21 protein-coding genes are annotated in these 19,516 nt (G+C 45.1%); 12 read left to right on the top strand and 9 right to left on the bottom strand.

Annotated features, from left to right (window positions below; all coding sequences use genetic code 11):
* Nucleotides 1–117: 117 nt before the first annotated feature.
* The 3 genes from galE (at nt 118) to galK (ending at nt 3,583) form a co-directional block, all read left to right on the top strand.
* Complete coding sequence (gene galE, locus LY387_RS17750) at nt 118–1,128, top strand: UDP-glucose 4-epimerase GalE (protein WP_234497109.1); 1,011 nt, start codon at nt 118–120, stop codon at nt 1,126–1,128.
* Nucleotides 1,129–1,234: 106 nt separating this feature from the next.
* Complete coding sequence (locus LY387_RS17745; protein ID WP_234497108.1) at nt 1,235–2,287, top strand: UDP-glucose--hexose-1-phosphate uridylyltransferase; 1,053 nt, start codon at nt 1,235–1,237, stop codon at nt 2,285–2,287.
* 93 nt (nt 2,288–2,380) lie between these two features.
* Nucleotides 2,381–3,583 carry a galactokinase gene (galK, locus tag LY387_RS17740; protein WP_234497107.1) on the top strand — a complete coding sequence of 401 codons (1,203 nt, stop codon included), beginning with the start codon at nt 2,381–2,383 and terminating at the stop codon, nt 3,581–3,583.
* 120 nt (nt 3,584–3,703) lie between these two features.
* Here galK and LY387_RS17735 read toward each other — a convergent pair whose 3' ends face one another.
* The 4 genes from LY387_RS17735 to LY387_RS17720 form a co-directional block, all read right to left on the bottom strand.
* Nucleotides 3,704–5,023 (bottom strand): BamA/TamA family outer membrane protein, encoded by a 1,320-nt coding sequence (locus LY387_RS17735; RefSeq protein WP_234497106.1) that lies wholly within the window; start codon nt 5,021–5,023, stop codon nt 3,704–3,706.
* A gap of 195 nt (nt 5,024–5,218) precedes the next feature.
* On the bottom strand, nt 5,219–6,139 hold the full coding sequence (locus tag LY387_RS17730; RefSeq protein ID WP_234497780.1) for a M14 family metallopeptidase: 921 nt from the start codon (nt 6,137–6,139) through the stop codon (nt 5,219–5,221).
* 128 nt (nt 6,140–6,267) lie between these two features.
* A complete protein-coding gene (locus LY387_RS17725) occupies nt 6,268–6,702 on the bottom strand; it encodes an acyl-CoA thioesterase (protein WP_234497104.1) in 435 nt (144 codons plus the stop codon).
* Nucleotides 6,703–6,781: 79 nt separating this feature from the next.
* Nucleotides 6,782–7,090 (bottom strand): DUF1289 domain-containing protein, encoded by a 309-nt coding sequence (locus LY387_RS17720; protein ID WP_234497779.1) that lies wholly within the window; start codon nt 7,088–7,090, stop codon nt 6,782–6,784.
* Nucleotides 7,091–7,187: 97 nt separating this feature from the next.
* Here LY387_RS17720 and LY387_RS17715 point away from each other — a divergent pair, with 97 nt between their 5' ends.
* Nucleotides 7,188–7,451 carry a hypothetical protein gene (locus LY387_RS17715; protein ID WP_234497103.1) on the top strand — a complete coding sequence of 88 codons (264 nt, stop codon included), beginning with the start codon at nt 7,188–7,190 and terminating at the stop codon, nt 7,449–7,451.
* 87 nt (nt 7,452–7,538) lie between these two features.
* Here the strand turns inward: LY387_RS17715 and pyrC are convergent, their stop codons facing one another.
* Nucleotides 7,539–8,567 (bottom strand): dihydroorotase, encoded by a 1,029-nt coding sequence (gene pyrC, locus LY387_RS17710; RefSeq protein ID WP_234497102.1) that lies wholly within the window; start codon nt 8,565–8,567, stop codon nt 7,539–7,541.
* A gap of 197 nt (nt 8,568–8,764) precedes the next feature.
* Between pyrC and LY387_RS17705 the strand changes: the two genes are divergently transcribed.
* On the top strand, nt 8,765–10,585 hold the full coding sequence (locus LY387_RS17705; RefSeq protein WP_234497100.1) for a hybrid-cluster NAD(P)-dependent oxidoreductase: 1,821 nt from the start codon (nt 8,765–8,767) through the stop codon (nt 10,583–10,585).
* Between the two features lie 52 nt (nt 10,586–10,637).
* On the opposite strand, the gene LY387_RS17700 is transcribed toward LY387_RS17705, so the two are convergent.
* On the bottom strand, nt 10,638–10,883 hold the full coding sequence (locus tag LY387_RS17700; protein WP_042471022.1) for a YdcH family protein: 246 nt from the start codon (nt 10,881–10,883) through the stop codon (nt 10,638–10,640).
* Between the two features lie 222 nt (nt 10,884–11,105).
* Nucleotides 11,106–11,936, bottom strand: coding sequence for an ammonia-dependent NAD(+) synthetase (gene nadE / locus LY387_RS17695; protein ID WP_234497098.1), 831 nt, complete (start codon nt 11,934–11,936; stop codon nt 11,106–11,108).
* A gap of 117 nt (nt 11,937–12,053) precedes the next feature.
* Here nadE and LY387_RS17690 point away from each other — a divergent pair, with 117 nt between their 5' ends.
* On the top strand, nt 12,054–12,566 hold the full coding sequence (locus LY387_RS17690; RefSeq protein ID WP_234497096.1) for a nicotinate-nicotinamide nucleotide adenylyltransferase: 513 nt from the start codon (nt 12,054–12,056) through the stop codon (nt 12,564–12,566).
* A gap of 32 nt (nt 12,567–12,598) precedes the next feature.
* Nucleotides 12,599–13,093: a hypothetical protein gene (locus LY387_RS17685; protein ID WP_234497095.1), complete on the top strand. Its 495-nt coding sequence runs from the start codon at nt 12,599–12,601 to the stop codon at nt 13,091–13,093.
* Nucleotides 13,094–13,174: 81 nt separating this feature from the next.
* On the opposite strand, the gene LY387_RS17680 is transcribed toward LY387_RS17685, so the two are convergent.
* Complete coding sequence (locus LY387_RS17680; protein WP_234497094.1) at nt 13,175–13,777, bottom strand: AraC family ligand binding domain-containing protein; 603 nt, start codon at nt 13,775–13,777, stop codon at nt 13,175–13,177.
* Nucleotides 13,778–13,977: 200 nt separating this feature from the next.
* Here LY387_RS17680 and LY387_RS17675 point away from each other — a divergent pair, with 200 nt between their 5' ends.
* The 4 genes from LY387_RS17675 to LY387_RS17660 all read left to right on the top strand — a co-directional run bounded on the left by LY387_RS17675 (nt 13,978) and on the right by LY387_RS17660 (nt 17,919).
* Nucleotides 13,978–15,108 (top strand): lysophospholipid acyltransferase family protein, encoded by a 1,131-nt coding sequence (locus tag LY387_RS17675; protein WP_234497093.1) that lies wholly within the window; start codon nt 13,978–13,980, stop codon nt 15,106–15,108.
* A 167-nt stretch (nt 15,109–15,275) separates the two neighbouring features.
* Nucleotides 15,276–16,028, top strand: a complete 753-nt coding sequence (locus LY387_RS17670) for a hypothetical protein (RefSeq protein WP_234497092.1) — start codon at nt 15,276–15,278, stop codon at nt 16,026–16,028.
* A gap of 97 nt (nt 16,029–16,125) precedes the next feature.
* The gene (locus tag LY387_RS17665) at nt 16,126–17,589 is read left to right on the top strand and encodes a hypothetical protein (protein ID WP_234497091.1); all 1,464 of its coding nucleotides are present in this window, start codon (nt 16,126–16,128) and stop codon (nt 17,587–17,589) included.
* A gap of 156 nt (nt 17,590–17,745) precedes the next feature.
* Nucleotides 17,746–17,919, top strand: coding sequence for a hypothetical protein (locus LY387_RS17660; protein ID WP_156110927.1), 174 nt, complete (start codon nt 17,746–17,748; stop codon nt 17,917–17,919).
* A gap of 80 nt (nt 17,920–17,999) precedes the next feature.
* Here LY387_RS17660 and LY387_RS17655 read toward each other — a convergent pair whose 3' ends face one another.
* Entirely contained in the window at nt 18,000–18,410 is a 411-nt protein-coding gene (locus LY387_RS17655) for a DUF6515 family protein (protein WP_234497090.1), read from the bottom strand.
* A 252-nt stretch (nt 18,411–18,662) separates the two neighbouring features.
* Between LY387_RS17655 and LY387_RS17650 the strand changes: the two genes are divergently transcribed.
* Nucleotides 18,663–19,508: a GNAT family N-acetyltransferase gene (locus LY387_RS17650; protein ID WP_234497089.1), complete on the top strand. Its 846-nt coding sequence runs from the start codon at nt 18,663–18,665 to the stop codon at nt 19,506–19,508.
* Nucleotides 19,509–19,516: the final 8 nt, after the last annotated feature.

The following is a 19,516-nucleotide window of genomic DNA, read 5'->3' as shown; positions in this document are numbered from 1 at the left end:
GCATTTCCTTAAAAAGCCCGTTACCTATTTATTGTCTACCGTTGGTGGTAACGGGAATTACTTCAGCACTAACGTTAACGTATTTGTTTAATGAAAGAATTAATAGGGAGATTCAACGTGGAAGTATTGGTCACCGGAGGCATAGGTTACATAGGCAGTCACACCTGTGTGCAAATGATAGAAGCAGGTATGACACCTGTAATTTTAGACAACCTTTGTAACAGTAAGGAAGAAGTACTCAAACGTATCGAAGCTCTTACTCAGGTGAGACCTAAATTCGTTGAAGGCGATATTCGAGATGAGGTGCTACTTGACCGAGTATTTGCTAATCACAATATTCAAGCGGTGATTCATTTTGCTGGTCTCAAATCGGTAGGTGAGTCAGTCGCAAAGCCACTGGACTATTACGACAATAATGTAAATGGCTCCCTTGTCCTTGCACGCTCAATGCGCAAAGCTGGTGTGAAAAGCATTGTGTTTAGCTCTTCTGCAACGGTTTATGGCGATCCAGAGGTGATTCCTATTGCTGAAGATGCGCCAACAGGCGCAACAACCAACCCATACGGTCGCAGCAAATACATGGTTGAACAGTGCTTATCTGATCTGTTCCATGCAGAAAACGACTGGAGCATCACCTTACTGCGATACTTCAATCCGGTGGGTGCTCATCCATCGGGCACTATGGGTGAAGATCCTCAAGGTATCCCAAATAACCTGATGCCATTTATTGCGCAGGTTGCTGTTGGCCGTCGTGAAAAACTCTCCATATATGGCGACGATTACTCAACGCCAGATGGTACCGGAGTTCGAGACTATATTCATGTCATGGACCTTGCTGATGGCCACGTAGCTGCTTTGACTGCGTTGGGAGCAAAGGCTGGTATACACATTTACAACTTGGGTACAGGTAAGGGCTCAAGTGTACTTGATATGGTCGAAGCCTTTGGCAAAGCGTGTGGTAATCCGGTCCCCTACGAGATCTGTCCTCGTCGTCCAGGTGATATTGCAGAGTGCTGGGCAAGTACAGAAAAAGCGGAGCGAGACCTTGGGTGGAAAGCAACACGAAGTATTGACGCGATGACTGCTGACACGTGGAACTGGCAGTCAAACAATCCTAATGGCTACTAACTATCATCTACCCTGCAGTTAGCATACGTGCAGAGACCTTTAACACAAATCAATCTCCAAGGCGAAGAAATAGGTGCTTTGGACTGACGTAATAAAAGAGTTCTCAATGTCTAATATTGAATTTAATCCAGTGGATCATCCACACCGTCGCTATAATCCTCTGACAGGTCAGTGGGTTTTAATTTCTCCTCATCGCGCGAAGCGCCCCTGGAGTGGTCAAGACGAAAAACCTTTTACCGAAGAGCTACCAGCTTATGATAAAGAATGTTTCTTATGTCCAAGTAACACGCGTATATCTGGCGATGAGAACCCAGATTACAAAGGCACATATGTGTTCAGTAATGATTTTGCTGCATTAATGCCCAACACACCGGATGCGCCTAAACCTGATAATCCAATATTTAAAACTCAAGGCGTACGCGGCCTTAGCCGTGTGATCTGTTTCTCGCCAGATCACAGCAAAACACTCCCAGAACTATCTGTCACTAAAATTCGCGGTGTAATTGATACCTGGAACGAGCAGATAGAAGAGTTAGGTAAAGATTATCTTTGGGTTCAAGCGTTTGAGAATAAGGGAGAAACTATGGGCTGTTCTCAGCCTCACCCCCACGGTCAGATCTGGGCAAACAGTTTCCTACCGAATGAAATTGAACGTAAAGACAGACTGCTAAAAGAGTACTTCCAAAAGCAAGGTTCGAACTTACTCGTAGATTATGTGCGGGCTGAAATAGAAGATGGGTCTCGTACAGTAGTTGAAACAGAATATTGGATTGCGGTAGTGCCGTATTGGGCTGCATGGCCGTTTGAAACAATGCTTTTACCAAAAACACATATTCGTCGCATGAGTGAACTGACTGACGATCAGCGTGATGATTTATCGGTTGCCATCAAGAAACTGACGAGTCGTTACGACAATCTATTCCAATGCTCATTTCCTTATTCTATGGGCTGGCACTACGCTCCGTTCTTCGACGAAGGTACGGATATCGACCATTGGCAGCTGCATGCACTGTTCTATCCGCCATTACTACGTAGCGCAACGGTACGTAAGTTTATGGTGGGCTACGAGATGCTTGCAGAGTCTCAACGTGACCTAACTGCTGAGCAAGCGACCCAGCGCCTTCGCGAGGTTAGTGATGTGCATTACAAAGAACAATAACCTCTATGTTGTAACAGAGGTAACGAAGAACATAATAGTAGTGGCTTTAGGTTTTCAGCTGCTATCAACTGATAAATAGTTTGAGAATTTACTATGTCTGATCTAATTCAAAATGTTAGAGCATCTTTCAACGAAGTATTTAACTACCTACCAACACATATCGTGCAAGCACCAGGTCGTGTGAACCTGATTGGTGAACACACCGATTACAACGATGGTTTCGTTCTGCCTTGTGCGATTAACTACAAGACTGTTGTAGCGGCGGCGAAGCGAGACGACAATACTGTTCGTGTTCTTTCTGTCGATAACGGCAATGTAGTCGATACGTTTGATATCATAAAAGAAATTGCTTTCCAAAAAGACAAAGTATGGGCGAACTATATTCGCGGTGTAGTGAAGTGCCTGATTGGTCGTGGTTATGAATTGGGCGGCGCTGATATTTCTGTGAGTGGTAATGTTCCGCAGGGTGCGGGCCTAAGCTCATCAGCCGCACTAGAAGTGGTGATTGGCCAGACGTTTAAGGAGCTCTACAACCTTGAAATAAGTCAGGCTGAAATAGCACTAAATGGTCAACAAGCAGAGAATGAATTTGTTGGCTGTAAGTGTGGCATTATGGATCAGATGATTTCAGCAGAAGGGCGTGAAAATCATGCAATGTTATTGGATTGCAGAACCTTAGAAACTAAAGCGATTTCAATGCCAAACAATATTTCTGTTGTGATTATTAACTCTAATAGAAAACGTGGCTTGGTAGACAGTGAATACAATACTCGCCGAGCACAATGCGAAGAAGCAGCCCGAGTAATTGGCGTCAGCGCACTGCGTGACGCGACGATTGAGCAACTTTATAGTGTCACCAATGACCTTGATGAAACTGCTGTCAAACGAGCAAGGCATGTGATTACTGAGAATGCCCGTACCCTTGATGCGGCAAGCGCTCTTTCGGTTGGTGACATGAAGCGAATGGGAGAGCTGATGGCAGAGTCGCATGCGTCAATGAGGGATGACTTCGAAATTACAGTAAGAGAAATTGATGTCCTGGTTGATATGGTCAAAGAGGTCGTTGGTGAGCAAGGTGGCGTTCGTATGACTGGCGGTGGTTTCGGAGGGTGTATAGTAGCCCTAGTGCCACCACATTTGGTTGATCCAGTAATAGCTACAGTGGAAAACAAATATGAAGCTTTAACTGGCCTGAAGGAGTCGATTTATGTATGTCAGGCTAAATCAGGGGCGAATTTAGTTGAAATTAGCCTTAAGACGCAGCTTCAGAGCAAACTAGAAGAAGCAGTCAACTGACTGTCAACTGCGTGATTTGTAGAATCGTGGCCAAGTAAACTTGGCCACCTAATGACGGCTTTATATATGTGAGCTAGTCCTTTACATTCTAATTAATCAAATGGCATTGGTTTTCGACAATTAGAACGGATGATCGACCATGATCCAAAAGTTGGTACTCTCAGGTGATTTCGCCAAATCTGCACGCACCACCAAGCCAGCCATTAGCGCTCGAACTGAACCCCCAACATCATATTTAAGATCAGTAAGCAGTTCATTCGCGGTATAAGACGACCCAACTCGACCGACTTCTACAAAGCCTACGAGTTGTATCCAGTCTACACGTAGGAAGTTTAGCCATGACACATTCTTAAGTGGGTTATAGGCAAGGGTGTAACGATATTCTGCTGCGCCATAGAGCACGGCCTTATCGTGGAAACGGTTGTTGTCGTAGCCTCTTAAACGGGTGAAGCCACCAAGAGTTGCGCCTTCATTATAAGGTGGATTGCCTTCCACACGACGGTTGCCTTGAGCGTCAGTGTTCACTTCCCAAGTCGGCGACACACCTGTCCATAAGTTTAACGCAATAACGCGCTGGGACGCCCAGTCAGACTTACCGAGAGAGAAGTACTTGCTCATGTCTAACTCATGGAAAGCCCATTGCTTTTTAGACTCAAACCAGCCCCAGTCGTGAGACGTGGCGACATACTGTCGGCTACCATACGAGGGGTTGGGTGCGAAATCGGTATTATCGTAAAGCAGGCCGAACTCCATGGCATGAATGGTGCCATCAAGCTTACCTTCATTAAACTCGAACGACTGATATCGGTTGAACTGACGCGCTACGAAAATTGTTGAACCACTCTCCAGCGGATTCCATTCTTTACCGCCAGAAGGCTCAGAAACGAGCAAACCATTACGGATTCTATAGTCTACGCGACCGTCATTCCTAGTCGCACCAATTGGCAGTACATATTCCATTTTTATGTCGAACCAGTTGGAAGCGCCATCGGCTTGGAAAAACTGAGTGTTGGAAGAATCATTACTACCGGGTAAGGGGGAGCCTGGGGGATAAGTCTCTGGACCCGTCGTGTAGGCGCGTTGCTGAGGGTAGTAACCAAACATACCATAAGCACTTAAAAATACCCGCTCGGTTCCTGGAATCATGTAGTTCCATACACCGCCGGCTATAGCGTGACTGGTTTCGCCACCAAACACAGTACCACCTATGGTCATCTGGTCTTGGTGGATACCTTTGATCATACCACCCACACCAACGTTTAGCCCCATGGTCTCGGTGCTAAATAGGTAAGGAAGAACCATAGACTCACGGATTTGGTCAGGTGTTTCTTGACGGTCAATGCGTGATTTGACGCTAGTGGGGGTCGCGGCCTCAACCACAGACGTGGCTATGGAACAAGTCAAAGCGGTAACTACCGCTAAACCTCTGCGAAAGCTCATAAGAAGACGACTTCCTTGTACTTATGATTGTAATTATCTCTATAGCCTAGCGTTATTTTTGATGCGAGAAAATAACTAAAAGTGACTTTGTCGGTTTTTTGGTGAGAGATTTACAAAAGATGGTGTTTTGTTCGTCAAATGCAGAAAACCCAAGCGTCAGGCTTGGGTTTTACGACTTAGATCTTACGATTTGGTTTAAAGTACTTGTTTCAAATACTCTAGCGCACCAACAACCGCTGCCACTTGAGCATCATTACACTCTTTGTCCGTGACTTTAGGGCTGTCTGGGTAGACTTCAGTTGTGGTTGAGTATTCACAGTCAGTCATACCCGTGCACAAACTTAGCTTTTTGAGAGGGTAATTGATCACACCATGCTGTACGACATCAGAACCAATGATCTTGCCCTTGCTGTCAGCTGGGGCGATGTGCGTAACCTTCTCGACATAACCAATGATGGTTTTTTGAAAAGCTTCAGCAGGCTTTTCAGTATTGCCCACTAGATAGAAGCCGTCTGGAACATTATCTTCGATGTAATCAAGACCATCACGGGCTGCAAGGGCAGGGCGGAACTCGCTCTCATCGGTGTCTGTGGTTTCGTGAAGATCGACGTGAGCCCAAACCTCAGTGTCTAACGACTCAACGAATGCCATCACATTGGCAGACTCTTCAGCAGGAGAATCTTTATAGAACGAGCGGTTTGGATCGACTGCGTTAGGGTTCCAGCGGTTGATGGTCTCGTAACCCCAAGGGCTCACACAAGGTGCAACGACGATGTTGAAAATATCTTCATAGCTGTGGATGTTCTCTTTGGCGAACTGAAGTGCACCGTGAACGCCCGACGTCTCGTAGCCATGAACACCACCAGTAACCAATATGGTAGGCTTTTTCGGGTCCCAAGTCTTAGTCTTTAATGCGAACAAAGGAAAACGCTGTTCGTCGTATGACAGTGCACCGTACTGAACGACCTCAAGCGTATCGCGAAGTGCATCGATCTTTGGCAGTACGTCTTCACTGTAGAGTCGTTTTACCGAAGTCGATTCACGCCATTGTTGTACTTCTTTGTCTGTCCATTTTTGACCGGGTGTGCCGATTGGGTATTGAAAGCTATTTTGCATGGTTTCCATTCTCAACATCTAATGTGCGAGAAAGCATAGCTTTGAAGAGGGTGAGTGGCAATCGAAGACAGGTGAAGATTGTGACAAAATTTTGGAGGAGCAGAGAAGTCCTCCAAAATAGTGACTAGTTAAGCGACAGCTTCACGAGTATTTGCAATTGCTTGGAGCAGGGCTTCAGAAAGGTGAGCTTTTTTGTTGGTGTCAAAGTTGAACATGACGATAGTTGCATGGCCAATTGTCGTCACTTTCTTTAGTTTCTTACTGACGATCTGATATTCCATCGTGAAACGATCATCTTTCACATCCGTAATTCTTGATCCAACCAAAAGAGTATCGGGGTAGGTGACCGGAAGTTTATAGCGACAATACGTATCACCAAGGACGGGACCAATATTGGTGACAGCCATATCTTCCATTAGATGGATGTGGCTGAAATAGTCGAGTCGAGCGGTTTCAAAGTATCGAAAGTAAACCGCGTTGTTCACGTGATTGAGGGCATCCATCTCTCCCCAAGCCACCGGTATTTCGGTGACGACTGGGAAGCCTTCTAAGAGCTGTTCCATATTGTAGTTAATCCTTCTTAAGTGGGGCTTTTACTCTATTTTAGAATTAACAATGTTGCAACAACCTAGAAGGGTGACATTATTTAAGCGGTAACTTGCTTAAACACTTTCGGCATAAACAGGTTGCCGACTTTTCAAGCGTAGATGTATCACGCTTCTCTAGCTCAAAACACCAACAAGTTGATTTACCTGCCGAGATATCACAATAGGCGGGTTCGCCACATTGTTGGCACTGGTGGGTCGATTGCTCACCCGAAAGTTGGTCGACTTTGTCTTGGCGCTGCTCATTGTCTAGAAAGCGCCATTCAGAGAGCTCTTCCATTGTTCTGTAGCAGCCGCTACAGATACCACCATCATTTTTACAGGCCGCACGGCACGGCGTAACGATTACGACTTCTTCGGACATAGTTATTGATTCAATAGGTTGCGCATCGACTAACTGAGAGTTAGAATCAATTGCAAATAATTATCATTAACAAAAATCAATGAATACACTCTTTCTGTTGGTCGGCATCATCTTTATTCTTGCTTTGGCCAGTAAGCTTGCATTTTCTAACGCAGAACTCACGCTGTTAGGCAGCTATTTGGCGCTTTGGTTGTATTTTGATTGTCGAACCTTAACGCTCATCTGCCTATCAGTCTTCGTTTTATCACCAATCTTGGTGCGAATGCAAAGTAGAAATACGAAACTTATCGTCATTCTACAAGCTTTGCTGTTGCCCATGGCTTCGCACTTTTGGGTGTTCTAATAGAACAAAGGCTCCCATTATTACTTAGGGAGCCTTATTGATCGGCCTGTTACTAATTAGGGCGTTGCTAAACAGAGCTTACGAAGGTTACTTAACCTTCCAGTTTACGGTCTCGCCGCCTCGAATTGGTACAACAATGTCGCTACCAAATGGCATGGTTTCTGGTACGTTCCACTCTGCTTTCTCTAGAGTAACGGTATCAGTGTTACGAGGCAGACCATAGAAATCAGGACCATTGTGGCTAGCAAAGCCCTCTAGGTTTTCTAGTTTGCCTTCTTGCTCAAATACTTCAGCATATAGTTCAACGGCAGCGTGAGCTGTGTAAGAGCCCGCACAACCACATGCTGCTTCTTTTTTGCCTTTTGCATGAGGCGCTGAGTCAGTACCAAGGAAGAACTTCTTGCTACCACTTGTTGCCGCTTCAATCAGCGCTTGCTGGTGGGTTCCGCGCTTAAGAATTGGAAGGCAATAGAAGTGCGGTTTGATACCGCCAACTAACATATGGTTGCGGTTGTAAAGAAGGTGATGCGCGGTAATTGTCGCTGCAACGTTCTCATTCGCGTTCTTAACAAAGTTCGCCGCATCCGCCGTTGTGATGTGCTCTAAAACAATCTTAAGGTTAGGGAAGTCATTGACGATAGGCGCAAGCACTGTGTCTAGGAACTCTTTCTCGCGGTCGAAGATATCAACTTCGTGGGTGGTTACTTCACCGTGGACCAGCAGTAGCATGCCCACTTCTTCCATTGCCTCTAGAACGTGGTAGATGTTCTTCGCTGACGTTACGCCAGAATCAGAGTTTGTTGTTGCGCCCGCAGGATAGAGTTTTGCAGCCACTACTGCACCAGATGCTTTCGCTTTGCGAATTTCGTCTGGAGTGGTGTTGTCAGTCAAGTAAAGGGCCATCAAAGGCTCAAACTGCTCAGAAGGCTTCTCAGCCATGATGCGCTCTTTGTACGCTAGCGCCATTTCGGTATCGATGACAGGTGGGATAGTGTTTGGCATGATCAGTGCGCGACCATTGTAGCGGCTGATATCGCGAACAGTATCTTTAAGAACGTCGCCGTCACGAAGGTGTACGTGCCAGTCGTCAGGACGAGTAATAGTCAATGTAGTCATTTGGGCTCCCACCAAGTTAGATTCTTCTTGAAACGGAGCCTAAACAGCAGCGAAAAGTGTGAATGCAATCGCTTACGTTTAGGCGACAGGATGATAGAGGAAAACGCGCAAGATTTCACTATGTTTCTGGGACATTGAGAAAAAAGACGTTACCATTGAGCACAAAACTAGGAAGACAAAAATAAAAGGGCTCAGTCGTGTCAAAATCTCCTCTGCTTTCCCAAATCAATATTTATCCTGTTAAATCCGTTGGCGGAATTTCTCTCTCTTCTTCTTGGGTAGAAAAACAAGGCTTGTGTTTTGATCGCCGATTCATGGTAGCGCTCTCAGATGGTGCTATGGTGACTGCGCGTAAATACCCAAATATGGTTAAGGTGGCTTCGAGTCTGCTGCCGACCGGTATCATCTTTACCTACCCAGGTATGGCGCCGTTGAAGCTGGAATACAGCAGCTTCAAGTTACAAGAAACGCCAGCGACGGTGTGGAACGATAACTTCGCGGCTTATACCACGACCGATGAAGCAGACGACTGGTTTAGCCAAGTCCTTGAGCAGCGTGTCGAGCTGCTTTTCACTGGTGAGCAATCTAATCGTGTTCGCGAGAAGCTAGGTCATAACGTGAGCTTTGCTGATGGCTATCCACTACTTATTATCAGCCAAGGATCGTTAGATGAGCTTAATCGTCGCAGTACTGAAACGCATTCTATGGAGCAGTTTCGAACCAACTTAGTGGTGGGCTCGGATGAACCATTTATTGAGGACTCTTGGAAGCGCATTAAAATTGGTGAGGTAGAGTTTGAAGCAGTAAAACCGTGTGAGCGCTGTATTTTGACAACCGTTGATGTGGATAAAGGTGAGTTCCGCGAAAGCAAAGAGCCGTTAAAAACCTTTTCTCGTTTCCGCGCTAATGAACGGGGTGGCGTATTCTTCGGTCAGAACTTAGTGGCTAAAAACGAAGGTATGATACGAGCTGGCGATGAAATTGAGGTGCTTGAGTATAAAGATAAAGAGTTCTACGAAGATCTCGATGCTCAGAAACAGGAGTTTGTCTGCGTAGAACGTGAACATGTCGCGCGTAACTTTGAGACTTTCTGGCTCGAGCCACAAAAAGGAGCGATGCCAGACTATAAAGCCGGCCAGCATCTTCCGATTGAGCTTGATATCGATGGCCAGACAATTAAGCGCTTGTATACCCTATCATCGAGTCCATCCCGTCCGGGACGTCTGTCTATTTCGGTCAAACGAATCGATGGCGGCAGTGTCTCAAATTGGTTGTTCGACAATTTTCAAGTGGGCGACACCCTAATCGCCGATCTACCAAACGGTAGCTTCCATATGGCGAATAACGATCACGAACCGTTACTACTGCTTTCTGCAGGTAGCGGTGTCACGCCAATGATGTCAATGCTACGTGATCTTTCAGATAGGGACGCAGTGAACAACGTGGTGTTCTTCCATCAATGTTCGACTATTGATGATATCCCATTTGCTGATGAACTTAAGTTGCTCGAGAATAAACACGACCAACTGACAGTGATGATTTCACTGACTCAGCCGAGTGAAGATTGGGAAGGCCTGAAAGGGCGCTTTAGTCTCTCTCATCTAAAGCTCATCTCAGATTTGAATCAACGACAAGTGTTCGTTTGTGGGCCTGATGGCTTCATGCAGAAGGCGAAAAACTTGATGATGAAAAAAGGTCTGGCTGAAGATCATTATCATCAAGAGGCGTTTGGTGTCGCGACAGCAACCGAAGAGCAAGTCAAAGCGGTGCAAATCAGCGTTGATGGAAATGTGTTTGAAGGCAACAATCAGAAAACGCTGTTAGAGCAGGCAGAAGACGCTGGACTTTCAATTGCACACAGTTGTCGAGCGGGTTTTTGTGGCGCATGTAAAGTGACAGTGCAGTCAGGATTGGTGCATCAGCCAGATGTTCCTGCAATACAAGAGTCGGAGATAGCGGAAGGTAAGGTATTGGCGTGTTGCTCAGTGCCGAAAACGGATGTGGAACTCGTCAGTTAATTAAACTTTGTGGGTGCCAGTGTCCAACTGGCACCAGCTTTGTTTTACATGCTTATTTTGAAGCACTCACGATACGTTGATGCAATGAGTCTTTTAAAGCCGCTCTGTCGTGCTTAAGTTGATGCATTTCGGTATCTTCGATGGGTGAACCATTCAGTTCCAACACACGAATTTCTTTATCCAGAGCATTGTAGTTTTTAGTGTCAGCAGCAAAGCTTTGATCGCTTTTCGTGAGCGCTAAAATCGTTTCTTGATGTTCTGGAAATTCCTTAAGAAGAGAGTGATCTTCGCCTAACATAGCAACCCCTTTTATCGGTGAACAATAGTTTTAGCTTGGGCATGAGCTCAAGTGACTTGAAGCGTTTGCACGCGAGTTATCACTTGTGCCTCTATAACAATGGCACAAGTTTTAGCCGATTAAAAGTTGACCGATGGCAAGATCTGATTTCAGAGAAGTAAATCACAAGGTATAAAAAAGCCAGCAAATTTTTGCTGGCTTTAAGAGCTTGATCAAGCTGAATTAATCGTAGATTGTTGGAATCGCTTCGCGCTTGTGCTGCGTCGCTTTGTAGATAGCCACCAGCTTGTCAGACACCTCTTGAGATACTGGTTTGCCCTCTAGGAAGTCGTCAATCTGCTCGTAAGTCAGATTCAGTGCATCTTCATCCGCTTTTTGTGGATCAAGTTCCTCTAAGTCAGCGGTTGGTGTTTTCTTCACAAGTAGCTCAGGAGCCCCAAGTGTCGCCGCTACTTCGCGTACTTGACGCTTGCTTAGGCCGAACAAAGGTGCCAAGTCACAAGCACCATCACCAAACTTGGTGTAAAAACCTGTGATGTTTTCAGCAGAATGGTCAGTACCAAGCACTAGGCCACCCACGTAGCCGGCGATTTCATACTGTGCGACCATGCGAGCGCGAGCTTTAACGTTGCCTTTTACAAAGTCTAACTTTGCCGCTTCTGTTGGTAGTAGACCCGTTCCCTCTAGTGCAACGTGAGACGCAGCATGCAGACCATCAACGCCAGCCTTGATGTTTACAGATACCGAGTGAGTTGGTTCGATAAAAGAGAGTGCTAGCTGAGCTTCGTCTTCATCTTTTTGTTCACCGTATGGCAGACGCACCGCGATAAACTGGTAGTCGTTTGTACCACTTTCTTCATTGAGTTGATTAACAGCGAGTTGCGCGAGACGGCCACAGGTTGTTGAGTCCACACCACCACTGATTCCCAGAACGACAGACTTGCATCCAGACTGCTGCAATTTACTTTTGATAAAAGCAACACGGCGTTCGATTTCAAAATGTGGGTCGATAGACGGAAGCACGCGCATCTCGTCTCGAATAAGTTGTTCCATGTGGGATCCCTTTTCCTGCAAGCAAAAATGTTTTCTAGTATGATACCTACGAAAATCACTGAAAAAAAGTTACAGTGACACTCAATCTATGCATAGATACGATTTATTGAGATACATATGACAAAAATAGCGATATTTGGTAGTGCCTTTAACCCACCTAGCTTAGGGCACAAGAGCGTTATTAACTCCCTTAGCCATTTCGACAAAGTATTGCTGGTGCCAAGTATCTCCCATGCATGGGGCAAGAGTATGCTGGATTACAATGTTCGCTGCCAACTCGTTGATATGTTTATTGATGACCTAGAGCAGAGCAATGTAGAGCGCTCAGATATCGAAGAAGCCTTGTATCAGCCTAACACTTCAGTCACGACATTTGCTGTTTTAGAAGCACTAGAGGAACGTTATCCAGACGCCGAGCTTACCTTCGTTTTGGGGCCGGATAATTTGTTCAGTTTCGAAAAGTTTTATAATGCACAGAAAATAGTCGAACGTTGGTCGCTATTAGCATGCCCAGAGAAAGTCAAAGTCAGGTCAACAACAATTCGTTACAGTTTGTCCCAAGGTTTGAATGTAGATCACCTAACGACAGTAAGTGTCGCTAAACATTTGGTCGCCAATAAGCTATATTGACCATATAATCAAAACGGATAATTTATAAATAAATGAAAGCAACAGGGATTTGTATTGCTTTAGCAGTGGCCGTCAGTAGCCCCATCGCTTACGCATTATGCGAAAGTGACTCGAATAAATCTGTCGTTTTAAAGACGACGGAAGACGAGTCGTTTTGCTCACTCATTACTAAACCATTCAGTTATATCGGCAATCAGGTGATTACCTTAGGTGGGTTAATTGAACCTGAGAAACCGACCAATTCGCTGCAAGACTCTTATTGGGACCAATGGCTTCTTACGCAGGAGTCTGAGCCCGTATTGACAGGCAACTATGAAAACAACTTTGTTGGCATTGGGCTGTGGGCGCCAGAAGAAATCGCTCGCCGTAAAGATGAAATGTCGATGCAAGAGTGGTTGATGGCTCAGGGACTTCACATTGGTGTAGGCTTTGGCGAAAAGGGCAAGGAGCCAAGGCTGCGCTTGGACTATCGCTGGCATCAAGATTACCAAGGCGACATGATGATGCAGGTTGAAGTGCCATTCTAACGAAGCAGGATGTACGAGATTAAAAAATAGCGAGCCTAGAGCTCGCTATTTTTGTGTCAGCTATACTAATTTAGTTCTTTACTAAAGTGCTTCACCCAGCAAGGTCGTGGTGAGCTGTTTAAAATGCTCTTGGTTGCCCGAGAATAGCGACTGACAAATCGCCTCGCTCTTTTTACCAGACAATTTTTGCTTGCGTGCTTCTCTGACTAGCAATACCAATGCAAGCTCACCCGTAATCGAGGTAGAGTTTGGTGTCCACGCGGTGATCTCCGCGCTTTCCTTATCTTGCTTTAATACCGGCTTGCACGTTTTAACTTCGTGACGCATTACCTGCAAAAGATCTTTTTTAATCTCAGCGTCATCGGTTTTACTGAGTGAGTTTAATAGCGCAGACAGCAGTGTTGAAGGCATTACTTGACCTGCCTGAGTCGGAAATTTGTCCACCAATCTCACAGAAAACTTCACCGTATTAAACACGCTACCTGGCAGCAAAGTCAGGCTTGATAGGCAGTCAAATGGCAGCCAAAAAGTGTCACCTGCGCTATAAGCGTACTCATTCTTGCCTAGTTTCAGCAGAACTTTTCCTTCCTCTACATGTACTAACTGATTATGTAGCGTCTTCTTACGAGGCGTAATAGTGAGTAATGATGAATGAGTCGTATGAAAGTCGATGGCGTGATTCATGATAGTCTTCGCTGGTTAATCTGCGCGTAGAGTACCTTGAGTCGCGTATGATGCCAACCACAGATCAGACATTTCCATTGGTAATTGCAATAAGAGTAGAAGAAACTGTGGTCTGACCTTAACAAAAATAGACCTAAGGTAGCTGCGGTCTTTTTGGACTAAGCGTAGAATAGTGCAGCTTTTAATTTGATGTAACAGACATGACAACACACAACGACCCATATATTGATATTCGTCCATACAATGACGAAGAGATCCCTGCCGCTATCGACCGCCTGATTAACGACGCCGAATTTATCGACGCGATTCTTCAGCACCGCTTCTCTAACCATGCTCCTTGGTTTAAAGCGGTGATGAGCCCAATTGTAAAAGTGTACTTAAAGTTTAAGTGGGCCAAGCTTGATAGCGTTGAAACCATTCAGCTAGAGGTGAAAAAGTACCTAGAGCAAACTTTGGACGCAACAACAAAAGGCGTTACCTACAAAGGTCTCGATAAACTCGATAAAAATACGTCGTACCTATTCGTGTCTAACCATCGTGATATCGCGATGGATCCTGCATTGGTTAACTACGGCTTGCACGAGAACAATCACAGAACTGTGCGAATCGCCATCGGTGATAACCTACTTAAGAAGCCATGTGCGACAGAGCTAATGCGTCTTAACAAGAGCTTCATTGTTAAGCGCTCTCTAAAAGGTCCGCGTGAAATGATGAAGGCACTTGGTACTCTGTCTTCTTATATCAAGCATTCATTAGATACAGGTAACTCAATTTGGATTGCTCAAAAAGAAGGGCGTGCTAAAGACGGGAATGATTTTACCGATCCAGCGATTTTGAAGATGTTCCATGTAGAAGGTCGCAAACAGAAGGTTCCGTTTGCAGAGTATATTCGTTCACTGAAAATCGTACCTGTCTCTATCTCATACGAAAACGACCCGTGTGATATTGCAAAAGCGAAAGAGCTTTATGAAAAAGCGACTCACGGCAACTATGAGAAAGGCGAGTTTGAAGATATTGAAAGTATCGTTCAAGGCATTGTCGGCCGAAAAGATCGCGTACAAGTGGTGTTTGGTGATGTCATTGACCAAGATTTTGAAACGCCAGAAGCACTGGCTGAAGAAATCGACCGTCAAATCCATGAGCATTACACCTTGTTCCCGATTAATAAGCTTGCTGCTGGCTTAGAAGATGACACTATCTCAGAAGCAACTCGCGTCATGCTGAAAGAGAAACTGGATTTGCTGCCAGAGGGCGCTCATCAATATTTGATAGATAGTTATGCGAACCCTGTGAAGAATATTCTTCTTGAGCAAGAAAAACTGTCTGCGTAGAAGCAAACAAGCTTTCGCAAAGCCGCCTTTATTGGCGGCTTTTTTGTGTTTGGCGCCCAACACTGGGAACTAGCGAGAAAATTCGCTGAGTTGACGAGGAGCAACTAGACTCTAAATAAGTATAAGGATTCGATAAAAATCAAACACTTCACCGAATAGGAACAAGGATGACATACCCAGAGCCACTACCGCACGGAGAACTGACTCAGGTTCTAGATAATATTTATCTTGTGACAGGCTCCGTTGCGATGAAAGTCCCACACCCCAAATGGGGGCCGCTAACAATGACGTTTAGCCGCAATATGCTTGTTATCAAACAAGGCGGCGAGCTAATCTTAATCAACTCTGTTCGGTTAAATGACAAAGGTATTGCTCAGCTCGATGAACTTGGTGACGTCAAACATGTGATCAGGCTGGCCGCATTTCATGGCTTTGATGACCCTTATTACAAGGAAACCTTTGGTGCTACGTTATGGTCGGTCGATTCACCTTATGTAAGAGGCTTTAATAAATCGTCGACGAGTCATCAATACTATAAAGCCGACAGACTCCTCAAAGAGGGTTCAACGCTTCCAATTGATGGTGCGACTTACTTTGAGTTTTCTTCGTGCACACCAAAAGAGGGACTCATTCTTTTGGAGCGAGACGAGGGGGTGCTTATCTCTGGGGATAGCATGCAAAACTGGCCAAAAACCGACAAGTACTTTAACTGGGTCGCTAAGATGATGATGCCACGGATGGGATTTATTGGTCCGTGTCGATTTGGAGTAGGTTGGCTCGATCTAGCAAAACCAGACAAAAACGAGCTTATTGAGAAGGCATCACTCAACTATTCCACACTGCTACCTGCCCACGGCAATCCGGTATTTGCTAAAGCACGAGAACGCTTTATTGAGTCTGCCCATAAAATCCAAGAATAGTATTGTCGATTGATGTGTTTCAAAAAGTAAATAACGCGATAGCGTATAGTGTGCGCCTGCGACTCACCTACTTACTTACACAATGAAAGGATCTTTGATGCGAAATGGCGTTGGCTTTGTACTAGGACTTACCGCTTTGATTTCTGGCTGCAGTAGTTCTATTCCGGTTGAAGAACGTCAGCCTATGAGAGAGGAAATAGATGCCTCTACCGTACAAATTGTGAATCGCTTAAGTGAACTCTACCCAGAGCTGGCTGAGCAGCTCGCCTATGCGCAAGGGTATGCCGCTATTTCTATGTCTAACATCAAAGTGCCCATTCTTGGCGCCGGAATCGGTGTTGGCGCTATTTATAATCAAGCGGATGGCTCCGTGACTTATATTGATGTCAACCGTTATGAGGTAGGTGCTGGGCTATCTTTAGGTAGCTATCAAGCACTGGCTATTTTTGATAGTCAGTCAACCCTGAACGAATATCGAGAAGGAGTTTGGGAGCCATCGTTGGGCGCAGAGTGGAACTTGGGCGAGGACGGTGCTTACAGTTCGATGAGCCTTGCGGGTCGAGATGAGGACGTCCCTATCTACCTATTGTCGCATTCTGGTGGAGGAGCAGTGGGCAGTGCTCGTTTGGTGTCAGTGTCGGTTAACTATGACCTAACAGAAACTGGCTTAGGCGAAGTTCGTGTCGCCAGTAAAGATACAAAGGAAGTAAATAATCAAACGCCTAGGAAATGGGACAGGCCCTTGCCATTTTTTGCTCAAGAGGTGATTGATAAAGGTTACAGCCTGCCAAAGCCATTTGGAGTCAGTGTAATCTATGCAAATACCTATCAGCAGATGGATATCCGCAATCTTAATGTAGGTCTTAACGGGTCAAGGAAAGTCCCTATTGACTTCGTGACCTTTGATAATAACTCCAGCCATACTCAAACTCCTCAGTTAAAGCTTGATGCCTGGGTGTTTCCTTTCATGAATGTCTTCGGCACGGTCGGCAAAATTTCTGGTGATGCACATATAGAGTTTAAGGTGGATCCTGAGCAAATGATCGATGAACTGCAGCTAGATTGTAGTGTGGTTGGTGGACAACCCTTGGTATGTGAAGGGCTACGTAGGCTATTTGCCAATCCTTATGGTGTCGATGTAGATATAACAGGCACAAACTACACGTTAGGGACGATATTAGCGACAGGGTGGGATGACTATTTCGTTACTGTGCCGATTTCTTTTTCATATGCGGATATGAGAAAAAGTGATGCAGAAGGCTTTATTCTCAACGTGTCTCCGAGAGTTGGTAAACAGTTCATGCTGAAGGGGACACAGTCGATCGCCGTCTATGTTGGTGCGGCTTACTTGGACAGTAAACTGACCATTACTGGGAAGCAAGCAATTCCGGGGACGAGTAGTCATCTGGACTATAAAATTGAGCAGGAAAATATCGATAAATGGGCAGGACTGCTGGGCGCTAACTATAACTTTAACAGGGATTGGTCCATTTCTATGGAGTATGGTCAAAATGGAAGCAAGAAAAGGCAGTTTGTGTCTAGTTTAACTCGCCGCTTCTAATAGCTCGCTCCGCGCATTGTCGGGAAGCTCATAGCAAAACTTATCTGAGTCATGAGAAAATCTCGTAATTAACTTACTGAAAATATTTGACCTTGCTCACAAGTTGAGTAAAATTCGCTCTGTCTTTTGAAATGTAATTACATGAGGTAGAGAAGAATGAACTCAGCACTTCTATCAACATTGGACACTGAAAAATCAAACGCAGAAGAGAACAACGAAAAAGCGTCAGTATCATCGACCTCGACTGCCGCTGAGATTGCTACCATCCTAGCGATGTTTTTAGCGACTTCAGCAGTGATTTTGTTACTAAGCCTAACTTGGGTAATGTAACCAGCCTTTCATGGATTTGAAGCAAGCGATACTCCCTAAAGCAGCATATGTGAGTATCGCCTATACCTTCCATTCACCTCTTATGGCTCGACGACAACGTATTTCCCATTGTCGATAGCTAAGAACCAATTCCCTCTTGCTACGAAATATTGTTGACCGCGTTTGTTAACTGCAGTAGCCCCTTCAGGTAGTCTCTTTACGATTTTCCCCGGTCGATAGCGACGTTTGGGCGGCTTTTCTACGAAAACGTACTTTTCCTTCTCTTGTTTATAGTAGTGTCCGTCGATCAAGGCATACGTAACCCCCGCGATTGCCAGCAGAACCGCATCGTCTGGAAGCCGGTGTTTGGGATAGTGATGTATCACGTGGACTTCTTTCTTTTTGTGTTCTTTCCATGGCTTTCCGATGATTTTATGCCAAGGATCTGCAAGGCTAGATGTAGAAAGCAGGCTACACGCAAGTAGTGTAGTTAGGGAAATTTTGATTGTCATGGCTGTCTAGGTTCTATGACTCAATTAGGAGTATTGAGCCATTGTTTATTGAAAGGTGCCTGCTTTCGTTAGCCAGAAGTCATTAGCCCGTGTGATTTTGATGGAGGCTAAATGAATGAGTGAAAGTCATTCGTGATTTGGATGGTTTCTCACAAAAACTTGCACGGCAACGTCCGATACCCAAATCAATTCTTGTCTATCCTTGTCAAGGTCACTAGTTTAATAGATAGAGTGTCAGAAAAAAGGAAGCTCATGACCGAATTTAATATAAGAACCATGACGTTAGATGAAGTGGACATGGCTGTTGAATGGGCAGCGCAAGAAGGGTGGAATCCGGGTCTTAACGATGCTTACCATTATTACAAAGCAGACCCAAATGGATTTTTAGTGGGTGAGCTTAACGGTGAACCAATCGGTTGTATCTCTGTTGTGAAGTATGATGCCAGCTTCGGTTTTCTGGGGTTTTATATTGTTAAACCTGAATATCGACACCAAGGGTTTGGTATTCAAATTTGGGACCGCGGAATGGCGTATCTGGATGGTTGCAACGTTGCGCTTGATGGTGTTGTTGATCAACAAGAGAACTACAAACGTTCTGGCTTTGCTTTATCACACAGAAATGTTCGATACGAAGGTCAAACGAAGAGTCTGCCTTTTGAAAGAGGCAGCATCACTAAAACAGAAGAGCTAAGCTTTGACTCTATTGAAGACTATCTCGATGCATTCTTTCCTGCCTGTAGGAAGATATTCGATAAAGCCTGGTTGAATCAGTCGGATAGTAGCTCGTTAGCTTACGTCAAAAACGGTGAATTATTAGGGATAGGTGTGATAAGGGCATGTCGAAGCGGTTTTAAGATTGGTCCTTTGTTTGCTGATAACAAAGGCGTAGCTAATGAGTTGTATGCTGGTTTAGTTTCAAGCGTGTCTAGTGACCAACCGGTTTATCTCGATGTTCCTGAGGTCAATGAGTTGGCGATTGAACTGGCTAAGACTTACCACATGAAACCTTGTTTTGAGACAGCGAGAATGTATACCAAGCAGCCCCCAAGCATCTCTTTAGACCGCACCTATGGCGTCACTTCCTTTGAGATAGGTTAGCTGTAAAA

This window comes from Vibrio maritimus (genome assembly GCF_021441885.1).
GTDB lineage: Bacteria > Pseudomonadota > Gammaproteobacteria > Enterobacterales > Vibrionaceae > Vibrio > Vibrio maritimus_B.
This window is presented reverse-complemented; position numbering and strand designations above follow the sequence as displayed.